The sequence below is a fragment of the Reyranella sp. genome (genome assembly GCF_004297405.1).
Lineage (GTDB): Bacteria > Pseudomonadota > Alphaproteobacteria > Reyranellales > Reyranellaceae > Reyranella.
In genome coordinates, this window is record NZ_SCVC01000011.1 from 49,460 (window position 1) to 69,224 (window position 19,765).

Consider the following 19,765-nt stretch of genomic DNA (forward strand, 5'->3'; position numbering starts at 1 on the left):
GGCAATATCCCGGCTCACTTATAGCCCCTGGGGGAATGATTATGAGCGGCACCTATAACGATATCGGCGTCAGCAGCGAAGGTCATGTCGGTGTCGTCGAGATTCAGCGGCCGCCGCACAACTTCTTCGACAATTCGCTGATCAACCAGATCGCCGACGCTTTCGAGGCGTTCGACCGTGACGTCAACATCCGCTCCTACGTGCTGTGCGCCCAGGGCAAGTCGTTCTGCGCCGGCGCCGATTTCCAGAACCGTCCGAGCACTGGCAGCGCGGCCGAGAGTGGCAAGCACCTCTACAAGGAGGCGACCCGTCTGTTCCGCTCCAAGAAGCCGAGCATTGCCGCTGTGCAGGGTCCGGCGATCGGTGGCGGTCTTGGCCTCGCGGTCATGCCGGACTTCCGCGTCACCTGCGCCGAGGCACGCTTCGCCGCCAACTTCACGCGGCTCGGTTTCCATCCCGGCTTCTCGCTCACCTTCACCCTGCCGCGCCTGATCGGCCAGCAGAAGGCCAACCTGATGTTCTATACGGGTCGTCGTATCGGCGGTGAGCAGGCCGTTGAATGGGGCCTGGCCGACGTGCTGGTGCCGCTCGCCGATGTGCGCAAGGCGGCAATGGACCTCGCCAAGGAGATCGCCGAGGGCGCGCCGCTCGCCGTGCAGTCGACGCGCGAGACCATGCGCCGCGGCTATGCCGATGCGGCCGAAGTCGCCACCGAGCGCGAGCTGGTCGAGCAGGACTGGAACCGCAAGACCGAAGACTTCAAGGAAGGCGTGAAGTCCTACGCGGAGAAGCGGGTCGGCAACTTCAAGGGCCGCTGAGACCATCATGGGACAGGTCTCGGGCAAGGTCGCCGTCGTCACCGGCGGCGCGTCAGGCATTGGCGAGGCCTGCGCCGAAACGCTGGCGCGCGAAGGCGCGTCGGTCCTCATCACCGATATCGACGACACTCTGGGGAAGGGTGTCGTCGAGCGCATCACCAAGGCGGGCGGCAAGGCGCACTATCAGCGTCACGATGTGCGCGATGAAGCAGCATGGCCCGGCATCATTGCCGACGCCGAGAAGCGCTTCGGCCGCCTCGACATCATGGTGGCCAATGCCGGTATCGGCGTCATGGCGCCGATCGAGACCATGACGCTCGGCGATTGGCAGCGTCAGCAGGCGATCAATCTCGACGGCGTGTTCCTGTCGATCAAGCACTCGATCCCTGCGATGCGTCGTGCCGGCGGCGGTTCGATCGTGCTGATGTCGTCGATTGCTGGTCTGCGTGGCGCGCCAGGGCTCGCAGCCTATTCCGCGACCAAAGGCGGCGTGCGGCTGCTCGCCAAGTCGGTGGCACTCGAACATGCCGCCGACAACATCCGTTGCAATTCGGTGCATCCCGGCATCATCGCGACGCCGATCTGGGGCAAGATCCCGACCGGCGCCGAAGGCAACCGCCGCAACGCCCCGATCGATCCCAAGGAGCGCGCCGCGATCGCTGTGCCGCTCACCCGCGTCGGCGAGGCGCAGGACATCGCCAACGGTGTCCTCTTCCTCTGCACCGAAGCCGCGAACTATATGACCGGTCAGGAAATGGTGATCGACGGCGGCATGACCGCCGGCGGCCGTGCCCCGCCGCGTCAGCAATAGCGAAAGAGCAACTGACCTTGGGCAACGCGGGTGCCAAAGGCTGGATCGTCGTGGCGGCGTTGAGCGCCGCTACTGCAATCGCCGTCGGTGCCTTCGCAGCCCACGGCCTCGATCTCGGAACCGAGGCCGGCCGCAAGGCACGGGACTGGCTGCAGACCGGCAGTCAGTACGAGATGATCCACGCGCTGGCCATCCTTGCGGTCGCCTCCCTGTCGGGGAAGCTGAACGGCAGGCTCGCGGTCACCGCTCAGGTGCTGTTCCTTCTCGGCAGCATCCTGTTTCCTGGCGCGCTCTACAGCCTGGCTTTCAATGGCCCGCGATGGTTCGGCGCTGTCGCGCCGATCGGCGGCCTGGCCTTCATCGCGGGTTGGATCAGCCTCGCTCTGGCCGCCCTGATGAAATCAGAGCGCTGATCTCAGGAAAGCTGTTCGTCCATAAGCTTGAGCGCTTCGGCTGCGAACGCCCGCATGTTGGCGACGCGATCGCCTGAGCCGGTGCGCAAGGTGCGCGCAACGTTGCCATTGGGGCCGACGACGGCAACGCAGGTATGGCCCGAGGGATCGCCGTAGGAATTGCCGGTCGGGCCGGCCGCGCCCGTTTCGGCCAGGCCCCAGGTTGTCTTCAACCGTTCGCGCACATGCTCGGCCGCCAGCAACGCCCAGGGCTCGGAAGAGGAGCGCACACCCGCACGCTTCTCGCGCGGCACGGCCAGGAAGGCATCGCCCGCCGGTCGCGTGTAGACCACGGCGCCACCCATGAAGTAGGCCGAAGCACCCGGCACGGCGAGCAGGGCGGCGGAGACGAGGCCACCGGCCGACGATTCGGAAATGCCGATCGTCTCTTTGCGTGCCTTCAGTTTCTCGCCCACCTTCTGGGCCAGCGGCAGAAGCGAATCCATGGGCTCAATTCCCTTTCGTGAAGATGTCGAGGACGAGCGGCTCCTGCCGGCCCATCCAGATCGCGCGATCGCGATGGTCCTCGAGATCGTGCCCGGTGTTGGGATGGATGAACACCGTCAGATCGCCGCGGTTCAGCGTCAACCATGAGAGCAACGGTTCGAACTGCTCGTTCTTGAAAGCGACCTGATAGCTGAAGCGCGGATGTGGTCCGACCGGCTTCTCGTGGAAGCGGCCCATCTCGATGGTGAAGTTTTTTTCGATCTTTTCGCGTAGCGCTTGGGCGGCCTCAGTCGACGCCGTGTCGAAATAGACGTGGGCGTGCCAGTCCTTGATTTGTAAGGTTTCCATGGTTGTCCCTATCTTAGCGCTCAACCCGCATGCCGGAACCCTAAGCCGTTCCCCGATGGGAGCAAGCTTGCTAGGCTTGGGCATCATGAACTTCGATTTTTCCGACGACCAGAAGCTGCTCAAGGAGCAGGTTCGCAAGTTCCTCGCCGACAAGTGCCCCACCAAAGTGGTGCGGCGCGTGCTCGACGGCAATGAAACTCATGCCGAAGATGTGTGGAAGGGCCTCGTCGATCTCGGCGTGCCGGCCACTGGCATCCCGGAAGCGTATGGCGGGCTCGGCCTGTCGCCGCTGGAGGTCTGCGTCATCGCCGAAGAGATCGGCCGTGCCGCGGCCCCCGTGCCGTTCGATTCGTCGGTCGTGCTCGCCACCGAGGCGTTGAAGCTCGCGGGCTCGGAAGCGCAGAAGAAGAAATGGCTAACGGCATTGGCCGAAGGCAAGGCGATCGGCACGCTGGCCATCGCCGAGGGCGCGCAGCCGCCCAAGCCGCGCAGCATCCGCACGACGTTCGGCAACGGCCGTCTCAACGGCAAGAAGGTGCCGGTGGCCGACGGTGAGGCCGCGACTTTTGCTATCGCCTTGGCCAACACCGGCGGCAGCGGCGATCGCGCCGTCTCGCTGGTGATCGTCGATCTCAGCCAAGCGGCGGTTGCGAAGAAGCGCGTCGAGACGATCGACCCGGCGCGTAAGCATGCCGAGCTCACCTTCACGGATGCCAATGCCGAGCTGCTGGGCGCCGAAGGCGAGGGCTGGCGTCTGCTCGAACAGCTCTACGACGCGGCGGCGGTCTATTTTGCCTTTGCACAGGTGGGTGGCGCCGAGGCTGCGATGTGGATGGCGCGAGACTACGCGTTGCAGCGTCAGGCCTTCGGCCGCGCCATCGCGTCCTATCAGGCGATCAAGCACAAGCTGGCTGATTGCTACGTCAAGCTCGAGCTGGCGCGCTCCAATGCCTACTATGGCGCGATGATGCTGACCGAGGGCGGCGCCGACCTGCCGCTCGCGGCTGCTGCGGCGCGCATCGCCGCGACCGATGCTTACGACTTTGCCGCCAAGGAGAATATCCAGACCCATGGTGGCATCGGCTTCACCTGGGAGGCCGACACGCAGTTCCACTACCGCCGCTCGCGCGTCCTGGCGCTGTCGCTCGGCGGTCCAATGGCCTGGAAAGACAAGCTGGTGAGCCGTCTCGAACAGAAGAACGCGGCCTAGGAGCGAACGATGGACTTCAACGATACCCCCGAAGAAGCCGCCTTCCGCAAGGAAGTGCGCACCTGGCTCGAAGCCAACGCGACGCGCAAGAGCGACGACACACAGAGCTTCCGCGCCCGCAACGACGATCCCAACCTGCTGACCAAAGCCAAGGAGTGGCAGGACAAGAAGGCCAAGGCAGGCTATGCGCGCATCACCTGGCCGAAGGAATTCGGCGGTCGTGGCGCCTCGCCGATCCTGCAGGTGATCTACCAGCAGGAAGAAGCCAACTATCTGGTGCCACTGGGCTTCTTCGACATCGGGCTCGGCATGTGCATCCCGACCATGATGGCCTATGCCAGCCCCGAGCATCTCAAGCGCTACGTGAAGCCCGCGCTGCACGGCCAGGAAGTGTGGTGCCAGCTCTTCTCCGAGCCGGCCGCCGGCTCCGACGTGGCTGGCATCCGCACCAAGGCCGAGCGCGACGGCGACGACTGGGTGATCAACGGCCAGAAGGTCTGGACCTCGGGCGCGCACTACTCGGACTTCGGCATCGTCATCACCCGCACCGATCCGAATGTGCCTAAGCACTCGGGCCTCACGATGTTCTTCCTCGACATGAAGAGCCCCGGCGTGGAAGTGCGGCCGATCAAGCAGATGTCGGGCGGTGCGAACTTCAACGAGGTGTTCTTCACCAACGTGCGTATTCCCGACAGCCAGCGGCTGGGCAAGGTGGGCGAGGGCTGGAAGGCCGCACTCACGACCTTGATGAACGAGCGTCTGGCCGTCGGCCTGCCCTCGGGCGGTCTCGATATCGACGAGCTGATGGAACTGGCACGCGACACCGACCTCGAAGACGGGCCGGCGATCCGCAACCAGTCGGTCCGCAGCAAGATTGCCGAATGGTACGTCCAGCAGCAGGGGCTGAAGCTGACGCGCTACCGCACCCTGACCGCGCTCTCCAAGGGCCAGACACCGGGGCCGGAATCCTCGATCATCAAGATCGTGGCCGCCCCCAAGATGCAGGATATGGGCGCCTTCGCCATGGAGCTGATGGGCCCGGCCGGCATCATGAAGGAGGAGATCCCGCACGCCGGCGGTTTCCAGGCGCAGTGGATCGGCGGTGCCGGCTTCCGCATTGCTGGCGGCACCGACGAGATCCTGCGCAACATCGTAGCCGAGCGCGTGCTGGGCATGCCTGCCGACATTCGCGTCGACAAGGACATCCCGTTCAATCAACTCGGTAAAAAGTAGTTAGCGACCTCCTCCCCTTCGCGGAGCCCGCGAAGGGGAGGTGCCTCGTCCTGCGAGGGCGGAGGGGTCATGGGGCCGCTAGCCTCGACAGTCTCGTCTATTCTGAACCGTGCGGGCTCCCGCGCTTGATTACAAGCGCTGCCGCCCGCCAGCGCCTATGAAGGCGCTATCTCTGCTTCAGCGCCCAGTCGGTGTACTTCTTCGCCTGGGCCTGGGTGTCGGCGTAGTACTTCGCATACGTCGCACCGACCATCGGCTTCAGCGCCAAGCCGACAGCATCCATCTTCTGCTTCATCTCGGGGCTTTCGATCGCCTTCAGGAAGGCGGTCTCCACGACCTTGATCACATCGGCCGGCGTGCCCTTGGGCGCGCCGACGCCACGGGTCGATGAGGAGATGACCGTCGCCATGCCTAGTTCCTTGGTGCAGGGCACGTCGGGCAGGAACTTCGAGCGCTCGACATCGGTGACGGCAAGGCCGCGGACTTCTCCCGACAGCACGCGCTTGAAGACGCCGCCGACATTGTCGAAGGCGCAATCAACATGGCCCCCCATCACGCCGGTGAGCTGCTGTGCGCCGCCATCGAAATGGACGATGCGGAATTCGCACTTGGCCGCCTCCTGCACCATCAGGATGGCGAGGTGGTCATCGCTCAGGATACCGGTGGTGCAGGCGCTGATCTTGCCGGGTGCCTTCTTCGCCGCGTCGACCAGATCGGCCAGCGTCTTGTAGGGGCTGTCGCCCTTGACCCAGATCAGGCCGGGATCGAGCACCTGGTTCACGATGGGAATGAAACTGTCGATGTTGAACGCTGCCTTGCGCTCGGGATCGAGAGTGATGGTGTTGAGGCCGGGTAGGTTGAGGAAGCCCAGCGTATAGCCGTCGGGCTTGGCACGAGCGATTTCGGTGAAGCCGAGCTGGCCACCGGCGCCGCCTTTGTTGACCACCGTGATCGGCTGGCCGAGATCCTTCTCGGCGGCGGCCGCCAGGATGCGCGCACCGACGTCGGTGCTGCCGCCCGCGGGAAAGGCCACGATCAACTGCACCGCCCTGCGCGGATAGTTTTGGGCCCGAGCAGGGCTCGCGATGGCGGCGGCGGCTGAAGCAGTAAGCAGAGTACGACGGCGAATGAACATGGTTTCCTCCCTTTGCTTTATTCGGCTGCTTTACTCGACGTCGCTCTCCCTGAGAGGAGAGAGCGAACGGGGCTTGAAGATGAGAAAGCCGATCACGATCACCGGCACCACCAGCATCGCCAACGCCAGCGGCCGGTCGAGGAAGATGGCGAAGCTGCCGCCGGAAATCTCCAGGGTCGTGCGCAGCGACTTCTCCATCATCGGCCCCAGGATCAACGCCAAGATGGCTGGCGCGATCGGGAAGTCGAGCTTGCGCAGCAGGTAGCCTAGGATGCCGAAGCCTAGCATCACCCAGACATCGAACAGGCTCTGCTTCAGCCCGTAGGCACCGATCACGCAGAAGATCAGGATGCCGGTGCACATGTAGCTGAAGGGTACCTTCAGCAGCTTGGCCCACAGTCCGACCAACGGCAGGTTGAGTACCAGCAGCAGGGCATTGCCGATGAAGAAGCTCGCAATCACCGTCCAGACGAGGGCTGGCTGCTCGGTGAACAAGAACGGACCTGGTGTGATGCCATTGATGATGAAGGCACCCATCAACACCGCGATGGTGGGCGAGCTTGGAATGCCCAACGCCAGTAGCGGGACCATGGCGGCATTGGCATAGGCATTGTTGGCGGTCTCGGCGGTCGCGACGCCTTCGATGGCGCCCTTGCCGAACCGTTCGGGCGTCTTGGAGATCCGCTTCTCCAGCACGTAGGCCATGAAGGTCGGCACGATGGCGCCAACGCCGGGGATCAGGCCCAGCACGAAACCCACGACGGTGCCGCGGCCGATCGCTCCAGCGGATTGGCGGCATTCCTTGGCCGTCGGCAGCCAGGTCTTGAGTTCGGCATTGATCATATGCGTCTGGCGCTTCTCCGCGGCGAGCAGCAGTTCGGCTATGCCGAACAGGCCCATGACGACGGGCACGAAGCCGATGCCGTCGTAGAATTCCTCGACGCCGAAGGTGAATCGCGGCGCGCCGCGCACCGGATCGACGCCGATCATCGCCAGCAAAAGGCCGATTACCGTCATTAGCAACGCGGCCAGCATGTTGTTGCCGGCGAGACCGACGACCAGGCAGAGCCCCGCCACCATGAGCGCAAAGAACTCGGCTGGCCCGAACTTCAGGGCCAGCGACGCGAGCGGCATGGCGACCGCGACCAGCGCGACAGTAGCGAGCGTGCCGCCGACGAAGGAGCCGATGGCCGCGATCCCTAGTGCAGAACCGGCACGGCCCTGTCGCGCCATCTGATGGCCGTCAATACAGGTCACGACTGAGGCGGCTTCGCCCGGCACGTTGATCAGCACCGAGGTGATGGTGCCGCCATACATGGCGCCGTAGTAGATGGCGCAGAGCATAATGATGGCGCCGGTGGCATCGAGGCTGAAGGTGAGCGGGATCAGGATGGCTGTTCCCGCGGCCGGTCCCAGCCCTGGCAGCACGCCGATCAGGGTGCCCAGCATGCAGCCGGCGAAGGCAAAGAGCAGATTGTTAAGCGAGAGGGCTGCGGCGAAGCCGTGGAGCAGATGTGTCAGTGCCTCCATGGTCTAGAACTCCAGCCAGCCGGTGGGCAGCAGCACATCGAGCCAGGTGGTGAAGACATAGTAGACGCCGAAGCTCCCCAGCACCGCGAACAGGGCGATCGCCCACCAGCGGCGCTCGCCGAGGGCGATCACCAGCGCGGCGTTGAAGACCAGCATCGTGATCCTGAAGCCCACGACGGCCATGGCGACGGTCGCGGCCGCCAGCAGCGCGACGATGGCGAGCCAACGCAGCGCGCCCGGACCATGCGGCAGGATACGGGTTTCGTCGTCCGAGGGATCGCGGGGCTCGCGTGCCGTCGCGATCAACAGCGCCACGGCGAGAACGATGCCGATCAGCGCCAGCCAGAACGGAAAGAAGCCGGGGCCGGGGCCGAGGCGATCCGTCAACGACAGAAGCAGAGATTGCCAGAGCGCGAACAGGCAGAATGCCAGCATCGCACCCGTCGCGATAAGCCGACCCTGGCGCATGCCGGTTGGCCCTCCCTGTTTTCTTTCCTTGTTCTGAAGGGCAGCATAGCCGCAAACAGGTCGGCGGCAAGTCGCTGTCCGATGGGAGGAAAGGTTCGATGAACAGGCTTGATGGTAAAGTAGCGTTTCTGTCAGGGGCCGCACGCGGCATCGGTGGGGCGGCGGCGACACTGATGGCAAGCGTCGGCGCCAAGGTGGTGATCGGCGATGTGCTGGAGGAACGCGGCCGCCAGACGGTGCGCGAGATCGAAGCGGCCGGCGGGCAGGCGACCTTCGTGCCGCTCGACGTCACGCAGGAGGCGAGCTGGGCGGCCGCTCTGGATACAACGGTGAAGCAATATGGCGGGCTCGACATCCTGGTGAACAATGCCGGCATCTTTGTCGGCAAGGGCGTCGAGGATGCCTCGATGGATGATTGGCACCGGCTGGTCGCTGTCAATCTGACGGGCGTGGTACTGGGCACGCGCGCGGCGCTGCCACACCTCAAGGCGCGCGCCAAAGACAGTCCGCACGGTTCGGCGATCGTCAATCTCGCCTCGGTCGCCGGCCTGGTCGGTTCGCAGATCGACCCGCTCTATTCGCTGACCAAAGGTGGCGTCACCTTGTTCACCAAGTCGACGGCGCTGGAGTTCGGCCGCAAGGGCTATCGCGTCCGCGTGAACTCGATCCATCCCGGTGTTATCGACACCGACATGGGCCAGCAGACCTTCGCCATGCGTGCCCAGGCGCTCGGGACCAACGACACCGAGGCCACACGCAAGCTCTCGACCACCATGCACCCGATCGGCCGACTGGGCGTGGCCGATGACATCGCCAAGGGCATCGTCTTCCTGGCCTCGGACGATGCCGGCTTCATGACCGGCGCGGGTCTCGTCGTCGATGGCGGGTATACCGCTCAGTAGCTGTCAGAAGATCCCGGCGGCCAGTCCGGCCGCCATCGCCGCGCCGAGCTCCTCGCATTGCTCGACGAAGGCGGGTTGCCAGGGGCCCTTGCAGATCAGGGGCTCCTGGACGGCGCGCCAGCGCAAGCCGGTAACGATGGTCTCGACGCCGCGCCGCGTGCCAGTGCCATCGCTGCCGGCGCGGATATAGAGCGCGTAGGGCAGGCCCTGCGTCCGCTCCAGACAAGGGTTGTAGCTGCGGTCGAAGAAGTCCTTTAGCGCGCCGCTCATGTAGCCGAGGTTTTCCGTGGTGCCGAGGATGACGGCCTGCGCTACCAGCACATCGTCGGGCCCGGCCTCTAGCGGCGCCACGACCCGGACGTTGAGGCCCGTTTCGCTCAGCGCGCCGCGTTCCACGGCCTGCCGCAGGGAAAGGGTGTTCTCCGACGGCGCGTGCGCCACAATGAGCAGCCTTTTCGACATGGAGGGGGTTTTACCCCGAGACGCGCCGACATGCTCAAGAAACTCCTGATTGCCAATCGCGGCGAGATCGCCATCCGCATCGCCCAAGCCGCCGCCGAGCTCGGTATCGCCACCGTCGGCATCCATTCGGAGGACGATGCAACGTCGCTCCATGTGCGGCGCGTTGATGACGTCCAAGCCCTGAAGGGGCGAGGAGCGGCGGCCTACCTCGACATCGCCGGCGTCATCGCAGCCGCGAAGGCGGCGGGCTGCGACTCGGTGCATCCCGGTTACGGCTTCCTGTCGGAGAATGCTGCATTCGCGAAGGCTTGCGCCCAAGCCGGCTTGGTCTTCGTCGGTCCGACGCCCGAGCAGCTCGACCTCTTCGGCGACAAGGCGCAAGCCCGCGCCCATGCGATCAAGACATTGGTTCCCTTGTTGCCCGGCACGGACGGCGCCGCCGATCTCGCGGGCGTTCGTGCGTTCTTCGAGAAGCACGCGAAATCGGGGGTGATGATCAAGGCCATCGCCGGCGGTGGCGGGCGTGGCATGCGGCCGGTGCGTCAGGCGGGCGAGATTTCCGAAGCCTTCGAGCGCTGCGCCGCCGAAGCGAAATCCGCCTTTGGCAATCCGGCACTCTATGCCGAGCGGTTGATCGACCGTGCGCGCCACATCGAGGTGCAGATCGTGGGCGATGGCGAGGGCGGCATCGTGGCCCTCGGCGAACGCGACTGCACGGTGCAGCGCCGCAACCAGAAGATCGTCGAGCTGGCGCCCAGCCCGCATCTCAGTGCCACGCTGCGCTTACGGATCGTCGATGCGGCGATCGCCATGGCGAAGGCCGTGAAGTATCGCAGCCTCGGCACCTTCGAGTTTTTGGTCGACGATGCAGCGCAGGAATTCTTCTTCATCGAAGCCAACCCACGACTGCAGGTCGAGCACACCGTCACCGAGGAGGTCTATGGTGTCGATCTGGTGAAGGCGCAGCTTCGTCTTGCTGCCGGAACAAAGCTGGCGGAAACCGGCCTCGCGGCGGCGACGCCCCGGGGGCATGCGATCCAGCTTCGCATCAACATGGAGACCATGACCGCCGACGGTTCGGCAAAGCCAGGCGGCGGCACACTCACTGCTTTCGAGCCGCCGTCAGGGCCAGGCGTTCGCGTCGACACCTACGGCTATGCCGGCTACCGCACCAATCCCAACTTCGATTCGCTGCTGGCCAAGGTCATCGTGCATGCACCGTCGCCTGACTTCGGCGATGCGCTGACGCGGGCAGAGCGGGCGCTGGCGGCCTTCCGGCTGGAAGGCGCGCCGTCGAACATCGCCTTCCTGCGGGCTCTGATCGCCCATCCCGATTTCCGCGCCGACAAGGTCTACACGCGCTTCGTCGACGACCATGCCGGCGCGCTGATCGAAGCGGCCGCGAAGCAGAAGGGTGGCCTCTACTTCGAGCCCGCAGCGACCAGCGCCGCTCCGTCGGGACGTCAGGCAGGGGCACGGGTCGACAGTGTCGATCCACTGGCCGTGCTGGCGTTCGGCAAGGCCCGCGCCGACACGGCGGCGTCGGGCGATGCCGGCAGCGATGCGCCCGAGGGAACGGTTGCCGTGCCGGCGCCGATGCAGGGCACGATTGTCAGCATCGCGGTGAGGGAAGGCGATGCCGTGGCGGCCGGTCAGGCGCTGCTGATCATGGACGCCATGAAGATGCAGCACGAGATCAGGAGCCCCGCGCGCGGCTATGTTTGGCGTATTGCCGTCGAGGCGGGCGAGACGATCTACGAAGGCCATTCGCTGCTCTTCGTCGAGGAAGCCGATGTCGAGGTGAAGGGCGCGGCCGCCGAGGAGAAGATCGACCTCGACCATATCCGGCCGGACCTTGGCGAATATCTCGAACGCCGGGCCATGACGCTCGACGAGAAGCGGCCCGATGCCGTGGAGCGCCGACGCAAGACCAACCAGCGTACGGCTCGCCAGAACCTCGACGATCTGGTCGATCCCAACAGCTTCGTCGAATACGGCGCCTTTGCCATCGCGAGCCAGCGCTCGCGGCGCACGATCGAGGACCTGATCGAAAAGACGCCGGCCGACGGTCTGATCACCGGCATCGGCCGGGTCAACGGCTCGCTGTTCGGGCCGGAGCGCAGCCGGGTCGCGGTGGCGCACTACGATTACACGGTGCTGGCGGGAACGCAGGGCAAGAACAACCACCATAAGAAGGACCGGCTGTTCGAGATCGTGGAGAAGCAGCGCATCCCGCTGGTGTTCTTCACCGAGGGCGGTGGTGGCCGGCCGGGCGACATCGACGTGCAATCGGTTGCAGGCCTCAACACGATGGCCTTCCACATCTTTGGACGGTTGAGCGGCGTGGCGCCGCTGGTCGGCATCAACTCCGGCCGCTGTTTCGCTGGCAATGCGGCAATCCTGGGCTGCTGCGACGTAGTGATTGCTACGAAGAACTCCTCGATTGGCATGGGTGGCCCGGCGATGATCGAAGGCGGCAATCTCGGAGTCTTCTCACCCGAGGAAGTGGGGCCGATGTCGGTCCAGGTACCCAATGGCGTGGTCGATATCGCTGTCGAGGACGAGGCGGAGGCCGTCGCCGTCGCCAAGCAATATCTCTCCTACTTCCAGGGATCGTTGCCAGAGTGGCGGGCGGCCGACCAGCGTCTGCTGCGTCGCGCCATCCCCGAGAACCGGTTGCGCGTCTACGATGTGCGCGACGTCATCGCCACGCTCTGCGACGAAGGCTCTGTACTGGAGCTGCGCCGCGCCTTCGGGCCGGGCATGGTGACGGCCTTTGCCCGCATCGAAGGCAAGCCGCTGGGTATCGTCGCCAACAATCCGGTGCATCTCGCGGGTGCGATCGACAGCGACGGCTCGGATAAGGCCGCCCGCTTCCTGCAGCTTTGCGACGCCTACGACATCCCGATCCTATTCCTCTGCGACACGCCCGGCATGATGGTAGGCCCCGAGATCGAGAAGACCGCGCTGGTGCGTCATTGCTCGCGCCTGTTCGTGACCGGCGCCAACCTCACCGTGCCGTTCGGCACCATCGTCCTGCGCAAGGCCTATGGGCTGGGTGCCCAGGCGATGGCAGGCGGTTCGTTCCATGCGCCGGCCTTTGCACTCTCCTGGCCGACCGGCGAGTTCGGCGGCATGGGCCTCGAAGGCGCGGTGAAGCTCGGCTATCGCAAGGAACTCGAAGCGGTGACCGATCCGGCTGAACGCCGCGCCCTGTTCGACGAGATGGTCGCGGCGGCCTATGCCCGCGGCAAGGCGCTGAGCACGGCGACCTATTTCGAGATCGACGAGGTGATCGACCCTGCCGATTCCCGCCGCTGGATCACCACTGCACTCCTATCGGCCGAGCGGCCACCAGCTACCGGCCACAAGAAGCGACCGAACATCGATACCTGGTGAGACCGGCCGCGCGTCAGCCGGTCTCGATCTCGCCACTGTCGGGCGGCGGCGGCGTCGGCTTTGTCGGCACCCGCCGCGGGCGGCTGAGCTTCACCGCAAGGCCACGCATCGTCACATAGAAGACCGGCGTGAAGATCAGGCCGAAGCCGGTCACTCCGAGCATGCCGAAGAACACCGTCGTTCCCAGCGACTGGCGCATCTCGGCGCCCGCGCCTGCGGCGATGGCGAGAGGCACCACGCCCAGGATGAAGGCGAAGGAGGTCATCAGGATCGGCCGCAGCCTCGTGCGGGCCGCCTGGACGGCGGCGTCGAAGCGGGTCGCCCCTTCGGCTTCGGCCTGGCGGGCGAACTCGACGATCAGGATCGCGTTCTTGGCGGCGAGCCCAATCAGCACCACGAAGCCGACCTGCGCCAGGATATTGACCTCCAGGCCGCGCATCAGAAGGCCGCTGACGCCTGCCAGCAGGCACATGGGCACGATCAGGATGACGGCGAGCGGCAGCGACCAGCTTTCGTACTGCGCCGCCAGCAGCAGGAAGACGAAGACCACCGACGCCGCAAAGACCAGCAGGCCGGTATTGCCCACCAGCTTCTCCTGGTAGGCGAGCTCGGTCCATTCGAAGCCGAAACCGTCGGGCAGGCGGTCGGCCGCGAGCTTCTCCATGGTGACCAGCGCATAGCCGGTCGAGTAGCCGGGCAGGGTGGTGCCCTGCAACTCGGCTGCCGGGAAGAGGTTGTAGCGCGGCACGCGATAGGCGCCGGTGATGTCCTGGAAGGTGGTCACTGCGCCGATCGGCACCATCCGTCCGGCACCATTGCGGGTCTTGTAGTTGGCGATATCGCTGATCGACTGCCGGAACGCGCCGTCGGCCTGCGCCGTGACGCGATAGGTGCGTCCGAGATAGTTGAACTCGTTGACGAAGACCGAGCCGAGATAGACTTCGAGCGCTTCGAAGACATTGTCGGCCGAGACGCCCAGGATCTCCGTCTTCACGCGGTCGATGTCGGCATAGAGCTTGGGCGTGCGCGTGTTGAACAGGGAGAAGACCCCGGTGAGGCCGGGCGTCTGGTTGGCGGCGGTGACCAGATCCGTCGTCGCGGCCTCGAGCTCGGGTAACCCGCGGCCGCGCTTGTCCTGCACCATCATCTTGAAGCCGCCAGCATTGCCGATGCCGCGTACCGGCGGCGGCGGGATGACGATGATGAAGGCTTCTTCGACGGTGCTGAGCTTCGTGCGCAGATTGGCCAGAACCTTGTCGGCTGACAGCCCCTTGGGAATGCGGTCGGAGAAGGGCGCCAGGGTCGCGAAGATAGCACCGGCGTTCGGCGCCGAAGTGAAGGTCGCACCGTCGAGGCCGGTGAAGGGTACGGCGTGTATCACTCCTTCGGTCTCGAGCAACGTCTTCGTCACCTTGCGCACCACGGCGTCGGTGCGGTCCAGCGACGCGCCGGGCGGCAACTGGATCACGGTGATCAGGTAACCCTGGTCCTGGGCCGGGATGAAGCCGGTGGGAGCCCGGACGAACTGCCAGCCGGTCAGCGCGATCAGCACGGCATAGAGGCCGAGGAAGATCAGGCTGCGGCGCACGAATAGGCCGGTCCAGCGGCCGTAGCCGTTCGAGAGGCGTTCGAAGCCGGTGTTGAATGCCCGGAAGAAGGCGGCAATCCAGCGTGCGATGAAGAAGCGGCTGGCACTGGCATGCTCGTCGTGCGGCTTGAACAGTAGGGCGCAAAGGGCCGGGCTGAGCGTCAGTGAGACGATGCAGGAGATGATCGTGGCCGAAGCGATGGTGACGGCAAACTGGCGGAAGAACTGACCGGTGATGCCGGTGATGAAAGCCGCCGGAATGAAAACCGCCGAGAGCACCAGGGCGATGGCGACCAGTGCTCCGCCGACCTCGTCCATGGTCTCGTGGGCGGCTGCGCGCGGCGACAGGCCTTCGCGCATGTTGCGCTCGACATTCTCGACCACGACGATGGCGTCATCGACCACGATGCCGATCGCCAGCACCAGGCCGAACAGCGAGAGATTGTTCAGCGAGAAGCCGGCGGCGGCCATGACCGCCAGGGTGCCGATCAGCGACACCGGAATGGCGATGATCGGGATCAGCGAAGCCCGCCAGCTCTGCAGGAACAGGATGACCACGAGAACGACCAGGACCACCGCCTCGAACATCGTCTTGTAGACCTCGTCCACCGACTGGGCGATGAACTCGGTCGGGTCGTAGACGATGTCGTACTGCAGCCCGGCGGGGAACGACGCCGACAGCTCGTGCATCGCCGTCTTCAGGCGCGCCGCCGTAGCGAGTGCATTGGAGCCTGGCCGCTGGAAGATCAACATCGGTACGGCTGTGCGCTCGTCGAGATAGGCGTTGGAAGTGTAGTCCTGGGCGCCGAGTTCGACCCGGCCGATGTCGCGGATGCGAGTGACCCGGCCGTCGGGGTCGGTGCGCACGATGATGTTGGCGAACTGCCGGGGATCGGTCAGCCGGCCGAGCGTTTCGACATTGATCGAGAAGGCGCGCGGCTTCGGAACGGGCGGCTGGTTGAGGACGCCGGACGCCACCTGCACGTTCTGCGCCCTGAGTGCCGCCAAGACTTCCCCGGCTGTGAGATTGCGGGCCGCGACCTTCTCCGGATCGAGCCAGATGCGCATCGAATAGTCACGGGCACCGCGGGTCTGCACGTCGCCGACGCCGTCGAGGCGCGCCAGCACGTCCTTCACCTGCAGAGTCACGTAGTTGGAGATATAGAGCTGGTCGCGCGAGCCGTCCGGCGAACTGAGATGGATCACCATCATCAGGTCCGGTGAGTTCTTGCGCACCGTGATGCCAAGCCGACGCACCTCTTCCGGCAGGCGCGGCTCGGCCACGGCGGCGCGGTTTTGGACCAGCACCTGCGCGATGTCGAGATCGGTGCCGAGTGCGAAGGTGATGGTGAGCGTCAGCTTGCCGTCGGCAGTCGCCTGCGACGTCATGTAGAGCATGTTCTCGACGCCGTTGATCTCCTGCTCGAGCGGCGTTGCGACCGTTTCGCTGACAACCTGGGCCGAGGCGCCGGGATAGGTCGCGCTGATCACGATCGTCGGCGGCGCGATCTCGGGATACTGCGCCACGGGAAGGGAAAAGTAGGAGATTCCACCGACCAGGGTGATGAGGATCGACACGACCATCGCGAGGACCGGTCGGTCGATGAACAGGTGTGACAGCTTCATGACCGGCGGGGCCTAGTCGGTCTGGGGCTCGGTCTCGATCGTGCCCGGCTTCGGCGCCACCTTGGCACCGGGCCGCGCCCGCATCAGGCCGTTGATGACAATCTTGTCGGTCGGCTGCAGGCCCGAGCGCACGATGCGCAGGCCCTCATAGCTCGGTCCCGGACGGATGATCTTCGGGACGATCACGTTCTCGTCGTTGACGGTGAGCACGATCTTGCGTGACTGGTCGGTGACGACGGCGGCATCCGGGATCAGAATCGCCTGGTAGGGCTCGGAACCTGGAATGCGGATGCGGCCGAACTGGCCTGGCGTGAACAGGAGATTCGGATTGGCGAAGACCGCGCGCACACGGATCGTTCCCGACAGGCGATCCACTTGGTTTTCGACGAAGTTCATGCGGCCCTCGTGCGGCCAGCCTTTCTCGTCGGTGAGGTGGAGCGAGACGGCCACGGTATTGTCGCGCGTCGAGCGCATCAGCCCCTTGGCACTGGCGCGCTGGTAGGCGAGGTAGTCGGCCTCGCTCATGTCGAAGTTGAAGTAGATCGGGTCGAGCGAGACGATCGTCGTCAGCAGGGTCGCCGCCCCGCCGTCACCGCCGCTGATCAGGTTGCCGATGCTCACCTGATGGCGGCTGATGCGGCCTGTGATCGGCGCGGTGATACGGGTGAACTCGACATTGAGCTCGGCGGTGCGGATGGCGGCCTTGGCGGCTTCGACGGACGCCGTGGCGACCTTGAGGTCCGAGACGCGCTGGTCATACGCGCTGGCAGGCTCGAAGTCGCGCTTGCGCAACTCGGCGGAGCGATTGAGCTGGGCCTGCGCCAGGCCGACCTGGGCCTCGGCCTGGCCGAGCTGCGCCCGCATCGAGGCCAGCGCCGCCTCGTAGGGGCGCGGATCGATCACGAACAGCAGGTCGCCTTTCTTGACGGTCTGACCGTCTTGAAAGTGGATTTCCGTCAGGTAACCGGCAACGCGCGCACGGATCTCGACGAAGTCGACGGCCTGAAACTGGCCGGTGAACTGATCCCACTCGACGATTTCTTTCTGCAGCGGCGGGCTGATCGTGACCGTCGGCACAGCGGGTGGTGTCGTTTGCGCTGCCGCAGGGCCGCTCGCGGCAATTGCTGCGGCCGCCAGGGCCGTCCAGAACCGCAGTCGCCATGCGCTGCGGGCCTCGCCAAAGTCAGGCATGGTCGCAAACTCCAACCATTGACGATGGGCCGACGATACACCCCGAGGTGCCGTCGTCACCGTCTAAAGTTTTCGTGAGCGACTATCTTCACAAGCTCCGCGAAGTTGGCTTTCCAATTCGCGGACGTTTTTTCCGAGTTCGTGCGTGCCCTTCCTCCCCGGATGACGGGGGAGGAAAGGGGCAATTAACGCTACTGCGCGATCCAGAATGTGTCGGGCTGGTAGAGGCCGATATATCCGCCCGGATCCCAGGCGTAGTAGCCTTCCTTGGGCACGTTGCGAACCTTCGGGCCGACCACGATGGGCTGGCGGATGCCGTTCACCGTGCCGATCGAGAAGACCTCGTCGGCATTGGTCTGGAGGATCTTCTCCCACGCCTTGCGCCGGTCTTCGGGCGTCGCACCGGTCTCCCATTCCTTCACGTAGTCGAGCAGCTTGCAGGCCGATTCCATGTCGCACTTCTCGCCCTGCCGGCCCTTCGACTCGACGAACATGCCCCAGCGCGACCATTGCAGGCCGCCCAGCATGGTTGGCGCGAACTCCTTGGGGCTGGTGTTGACCGTCGGCACCGCGGTCACGGCGCCGGCGAAGGCGGTCATCACCGCTTCACCCGAGAAGGTCCGAAGCCGGAAGTTCTCGCGTGTCTGCGGCTTGGTCAGCATCTTGATGCCGATTTTCTTCCAGTTGTCGGCGATCAGGGCCAGCGCGTCGGCATCCTCCGTCTCCTCGCTGGCATGTTCGACGACGATGGTCGCAGGCCTTCCGTCGGGCAGCAGGCGAATGCCCTGGCTGTCCTTCTTGGTGAGGCCGATCTCGTCCAGGAGCTTGTTGGCGAGCTTCGGATCGTAGTTCGCCCACTTGGTCGCGTACTCCGGCTTGAACAGCTCGGAGCGCGGCATGATCGTGTTGTTGGAGGGCTTGGCGAGGCCGATATAGACGACCTGGTTCAGCTCGTCGCGATCGATGGCGAGAGACAGGGCTCGGCGGAAGCGCACATCGCGCATCAGCTTGCGCCACTCCTCGTCGTTGGCCGTCAGGTTGGGGTAGAGCGCGATCTGCGAGCCCGACCCGGATTCCCAGAGGCGGACGTTCACGCCGGAGGTCTGAGCGCTCTTCTGGAGGAAGGTGTAGTCACGCATGTTGAGGTAGCGTGGCTGCAGGTCGGCTTCACCGAGTCCGGCCTTGGCGGGCACGAGGTTGGCGGCGGCAACCGTGAAGATCACGCGGTCGACATAGGGGAGCTGCTGCCCCTTGGCGTCGATGCGGTGATAGAAGGGGTTGCGCAGATAGACGAAGCGCTGCGCCGGCGATGCCGTAGTGTTGACCCACGGGTTGAGCGTCGGCAGGTCGGGATTGTCGTTGGCATACATCACGTCGAGGCGCTTGTAGACTTGGACCCAGCTCTGCTGGCCGCCCTTGGCCGCCTTCAGGATCTCCGCCTCGGGCGTGTACTTGGTGTGGAATTTCTTGAGGTAGTGCGCTGGCCGGAACAGGAAGAGCGGCGCGGCGCGTGCCTGGCTTTCGATGAAGTAGGGGTTGGGTTTTTCCCAGGTGTACTTGATCGTCAGCGGATCAATGATCTCGACCTTGGGGGGCTTGCCGTCGACCAGCAGCTCGACCGACGGACCAGAGCCCGAGAGTTCCTTGTTGTTGGCGACGTCCTCCCAGAAGAAGCGGAAGTCTTCGGTGGTGAAGGGCTCGCCATCCGACCATCTGTGGCCGGCGCGCAGCTTGAAGGTGAATTCCCGCCCATCCTTGTCCTCGTAGCTCTCGAGGATGTCGGGCTTCAGCTTGAACTTGTCGTCGTGAATGATGAGGCGCGTGTAGCTGTAGATCGTCATCAGGCGCGTGTCGCGCGCACTGGCGACCAGCATGTTGAGCTGGCCACCCTGCTGGCCCGGCCCGTCACCGCCGGCAAATTGCGTGACCACCCAGGGCTGCTGGGGAATGCGCTTGCCGATCGGGGGGAGAGCGCCCGATTTCACCTGGTCGGCAAGCATCGGGGTTTCCCTGAGCTCCGGCAGCGGATCGGCAGCCAAAGCAGGGCCTGCCATCCAGCCGAACAGGAGTGCCGTCGTCAGTGCGCGTCTTTTCATCATCAGCCTCACCTTTGCCCTTGTTTGTACGCGGGCTCTTCTTGTGGGT

The 19,765-nt window shown here is 65.0% G+C and carries 16 protein-coding genes; 7 read left to right on the forward strand and 9 right to left on the reverse strand.

All coding sequences use genetic code 11. The features are described from left to right. Nucleotides 1-41 precede the first annotated feature (41 nt). From EPO50_RS08105 to EPO50_RS08115, 3 genes are read left to right on the forward strand one after another with little or no spacing between them, the layout of a single operon-like run. A complete protein-coding gene (locus EPO50_RS08105; protein WP_296342769.1) occupies nt 42-818 on the forward strand; it encodes an enoyl-CoA hydratase/isomerase family protein in 777 nt (258 codons plus the stop codon). Nucleotides 819-822: 4 nt separating this feature from the next. Continuing rightward, a complete protein-coding gene (locus EPO50_RS08110; protein ID WP_296343392.1) occupies nt 823-1,629 on the forward strand; it encodes an SDR family NAD(P)-dependent oxidoreductase in 807 nt (268 codons plus the stop codon). A gap of 17 nt (nt 1,630-1,646) precedes the next feature. Then, nucleotides 1,647-2,042 (forward strand): DUF423 domain-containing protein, encoded by a 396-nt coding sequence (locus tag EPO50_RS08115; RefSeq protein WP_296342770.1) that lies wholly within the window; start codon nt 1,647-1,649, stop codon nt 2,040-2,042. Between the two features lie 2 nt (nt 2,043-2,044). On the opposite strand, the gene EPO50_RS08120 is transcribed toward EPO50_RS08115, so the two are convergent. Further along, a complete protein-coding gene (locus tag EPO50_RS08120) occupies nt 2,045-2,527 on the reverse strand; it encodes a CinA family protein (protein ID WP_296342771.1) in 483 nt (160 codons plus the stop codon). A 4-nt stretch (nt 2,528-2,531) separates the two neighbouring features. Next, nucleotides 2,532-2,876: a DOPA 4,5-dioxygenase family protein gene (locus EPO50_RS08125; RefSeq protein WP_296342772.1), complete on the reverse strand. Its 345-nt coding sequence runs from the start codon at nt 2,874-2,876 to the stop codon at nt 2,532-2,534. Between the two features lie 85 nt (nt 2,877-2,961). Here EPO50_RS08125 and EPO50_RS08130 point away from each other — a divergent pair, with 85 nt between their 5' ends. Both EPO50_RS08130 and EPO50_RS08135 read left to right on the forward strand, forming a co-directional pair. After that, nucleotides 2,962-4,086, forward strand: coding sequence for an acyl-CoA dehydrogenase family protein (locus tag EPO50_RS08130; RefSeq protein ID WP_296342773.1), 1,125 nt, complete (start codon nt 2,962-2,964; stop codon nt 4,084-4,086). A gap of 9 nt (nt 4,087-4,095) precedes the next feature. Further along, nucleotides 4,096-5,319: an acyl-CoA dehydrogenase family protein gene (locus EPO50_RS08135; protein WP_296342775.1), complete on the forward strand. Its 1,224-nt coding sequence runs from the start codon at nt 4,096-4,098 to the stop codon at nt 5,317-5,319. 166 nt (nt 5,320-5,485) lie between these two features. Here the strand turns inward: EPO50_RS08135 and EPO50_RS08140 are convergent, their stop codons facing one another. The 3 genes from EPO50_RS08140 to EPO50_RS08150 are packed head-to-tail and all read right to left on the reverse strand — an operon-like array spanning nt 5,486 to nt 8,452. Next, nucleotides 5,486-6,454 (reverse strand): tripartite tricarboxylate transporter substrate binding protein, encoded by a 969-nt coding sequence (locus tag EPO50_RS08140; RefSeq protein ID WP_296342777.1) that lies wholly within the window; start codon nt 6,452-6,454, stop codon nt 5,486-5,488. Nucleotides 6,455-6,484: 30 nt separating this feature from the next. After that, a complete protein-coding gene (locus EPO50_RS08145; protein ID WP_296342779.1) occupies nt 6,485-7,984 on the reverse strand; it encodes a tripartite tricarboxylate transporter permease in 1,500 nt (499 codons plus the stop codon). Nucleotides 7,985-7,987: 3 nt separating this feature from the next. After that, nucleotides 7,988-8,452: a tripartite tricarboxylate transporter TctB family protein gene (locus tag EPO50_RS08150; protein ID WP_296342781.1), complete on the reverse strand. Its 465-nt coding sequence runs from the start codon at nt 8,450-8,452 to the stop codon at nt 7,988-7,990. Between the two features lie 98 nt (nt 8,453-8,550). Between EPO50_RS08150 and EPO50_RS08155 the strand changes: the two genes are divergently transcribed. Further along, nucleotides 8,551-9,354 (forward strand): glucose 1-dehydrogenase, encoded by an 804-nt coding sequence (locus EPO50_RS08155; RefSeq protein WP_296342783.1) that lies wholly within the window; start codon nt 8,551-8,553, stop codon nt 9,352-9,354. Nucleotides 9,355-9,357: 3 nt separating this feature from the next. Here EPO50_RS08155 and EPO50_RS08160 read toward each other — a convergent pair whose 3' ends face one another. Then, nucleotides 9,358-9,816: a flavodoxin family protein gene (locus EPO50_RS08160; RefSeq protein WP_296342785.1), complete on the reverse strand. Its 459-nt coding sequence runs from the start codon at nt 9,814-9,816 to the stop codon at nt 9,358-9,360. A 30-nt stretch (nt 9,817-9,846) separates the two neighbouring features. Here EPO50_RS08160 and EPO50_RS08165 point away from each other — a divergent pair, with 30 nt between their 5' ends. Continuing rightward, nucleotides 9,847-13,215 carry a carboxyl transferase domain-containing protein gene (locus tag EPO50_RS08165; protein ID WP_296342787.1) on the forward strand — a complete coding sequence of 1,123 codons (3,369 nt, stop codon included), beginning with the start codon at nt 9,847-9,849 and terminating at the stop codon, nt 13,213-13,215. 13 nt (nt 13,216-13,228) lie between these two features. Here the strand turns inward: EPO50_RS08165 and EPO50_RS08170 are convergent, their stop codons facing one another. From EPO50_RS08170 to EPO50_RS08180, 3 genes are all read right to left on the reverse strand, one after another. Next, nucleotides 13,229-16,429, reverse strand: coding sequence for an efflux RND transporter permease subunit (locus EPO50_RS08170; RefSeq protein ID WP_296342790.1), 3,201 nt, complete (start codon nt 16,427-16,429; stop codon nt 13,229-13,231). A gap of 12 nt (nt 16,430-16,441) precedes the next feature. After that, on the reverse strand, nt 16,442-17,620 hold the full coding sequence (locus tag EPO50_RS08175) for an efflux RND transporter periplasmic adaptor subunit (RefSeq protein WP_296342791.1): 1,179 nt from the start codon (nt 17,618-17,620) through the stop codon (nt 16,442-16,444). 191 nt (nt 17,621-17,811) lie between these two features. Next, the gene (locus EPO50_RS08180) at nt 17,812-19,719 is read right to left on the reverse strand and encodes an ABC transporter substrate-binding protein (RefSeq protein WP_296342793.1); all 1,908 of its coding nucleotides are present in this window, start codon (nt 19,717-19,719) and stop codon (nt 17,812-17,814) included. Nucleotides 19,720-19,765: the final 46 nt, after the last annotated feature.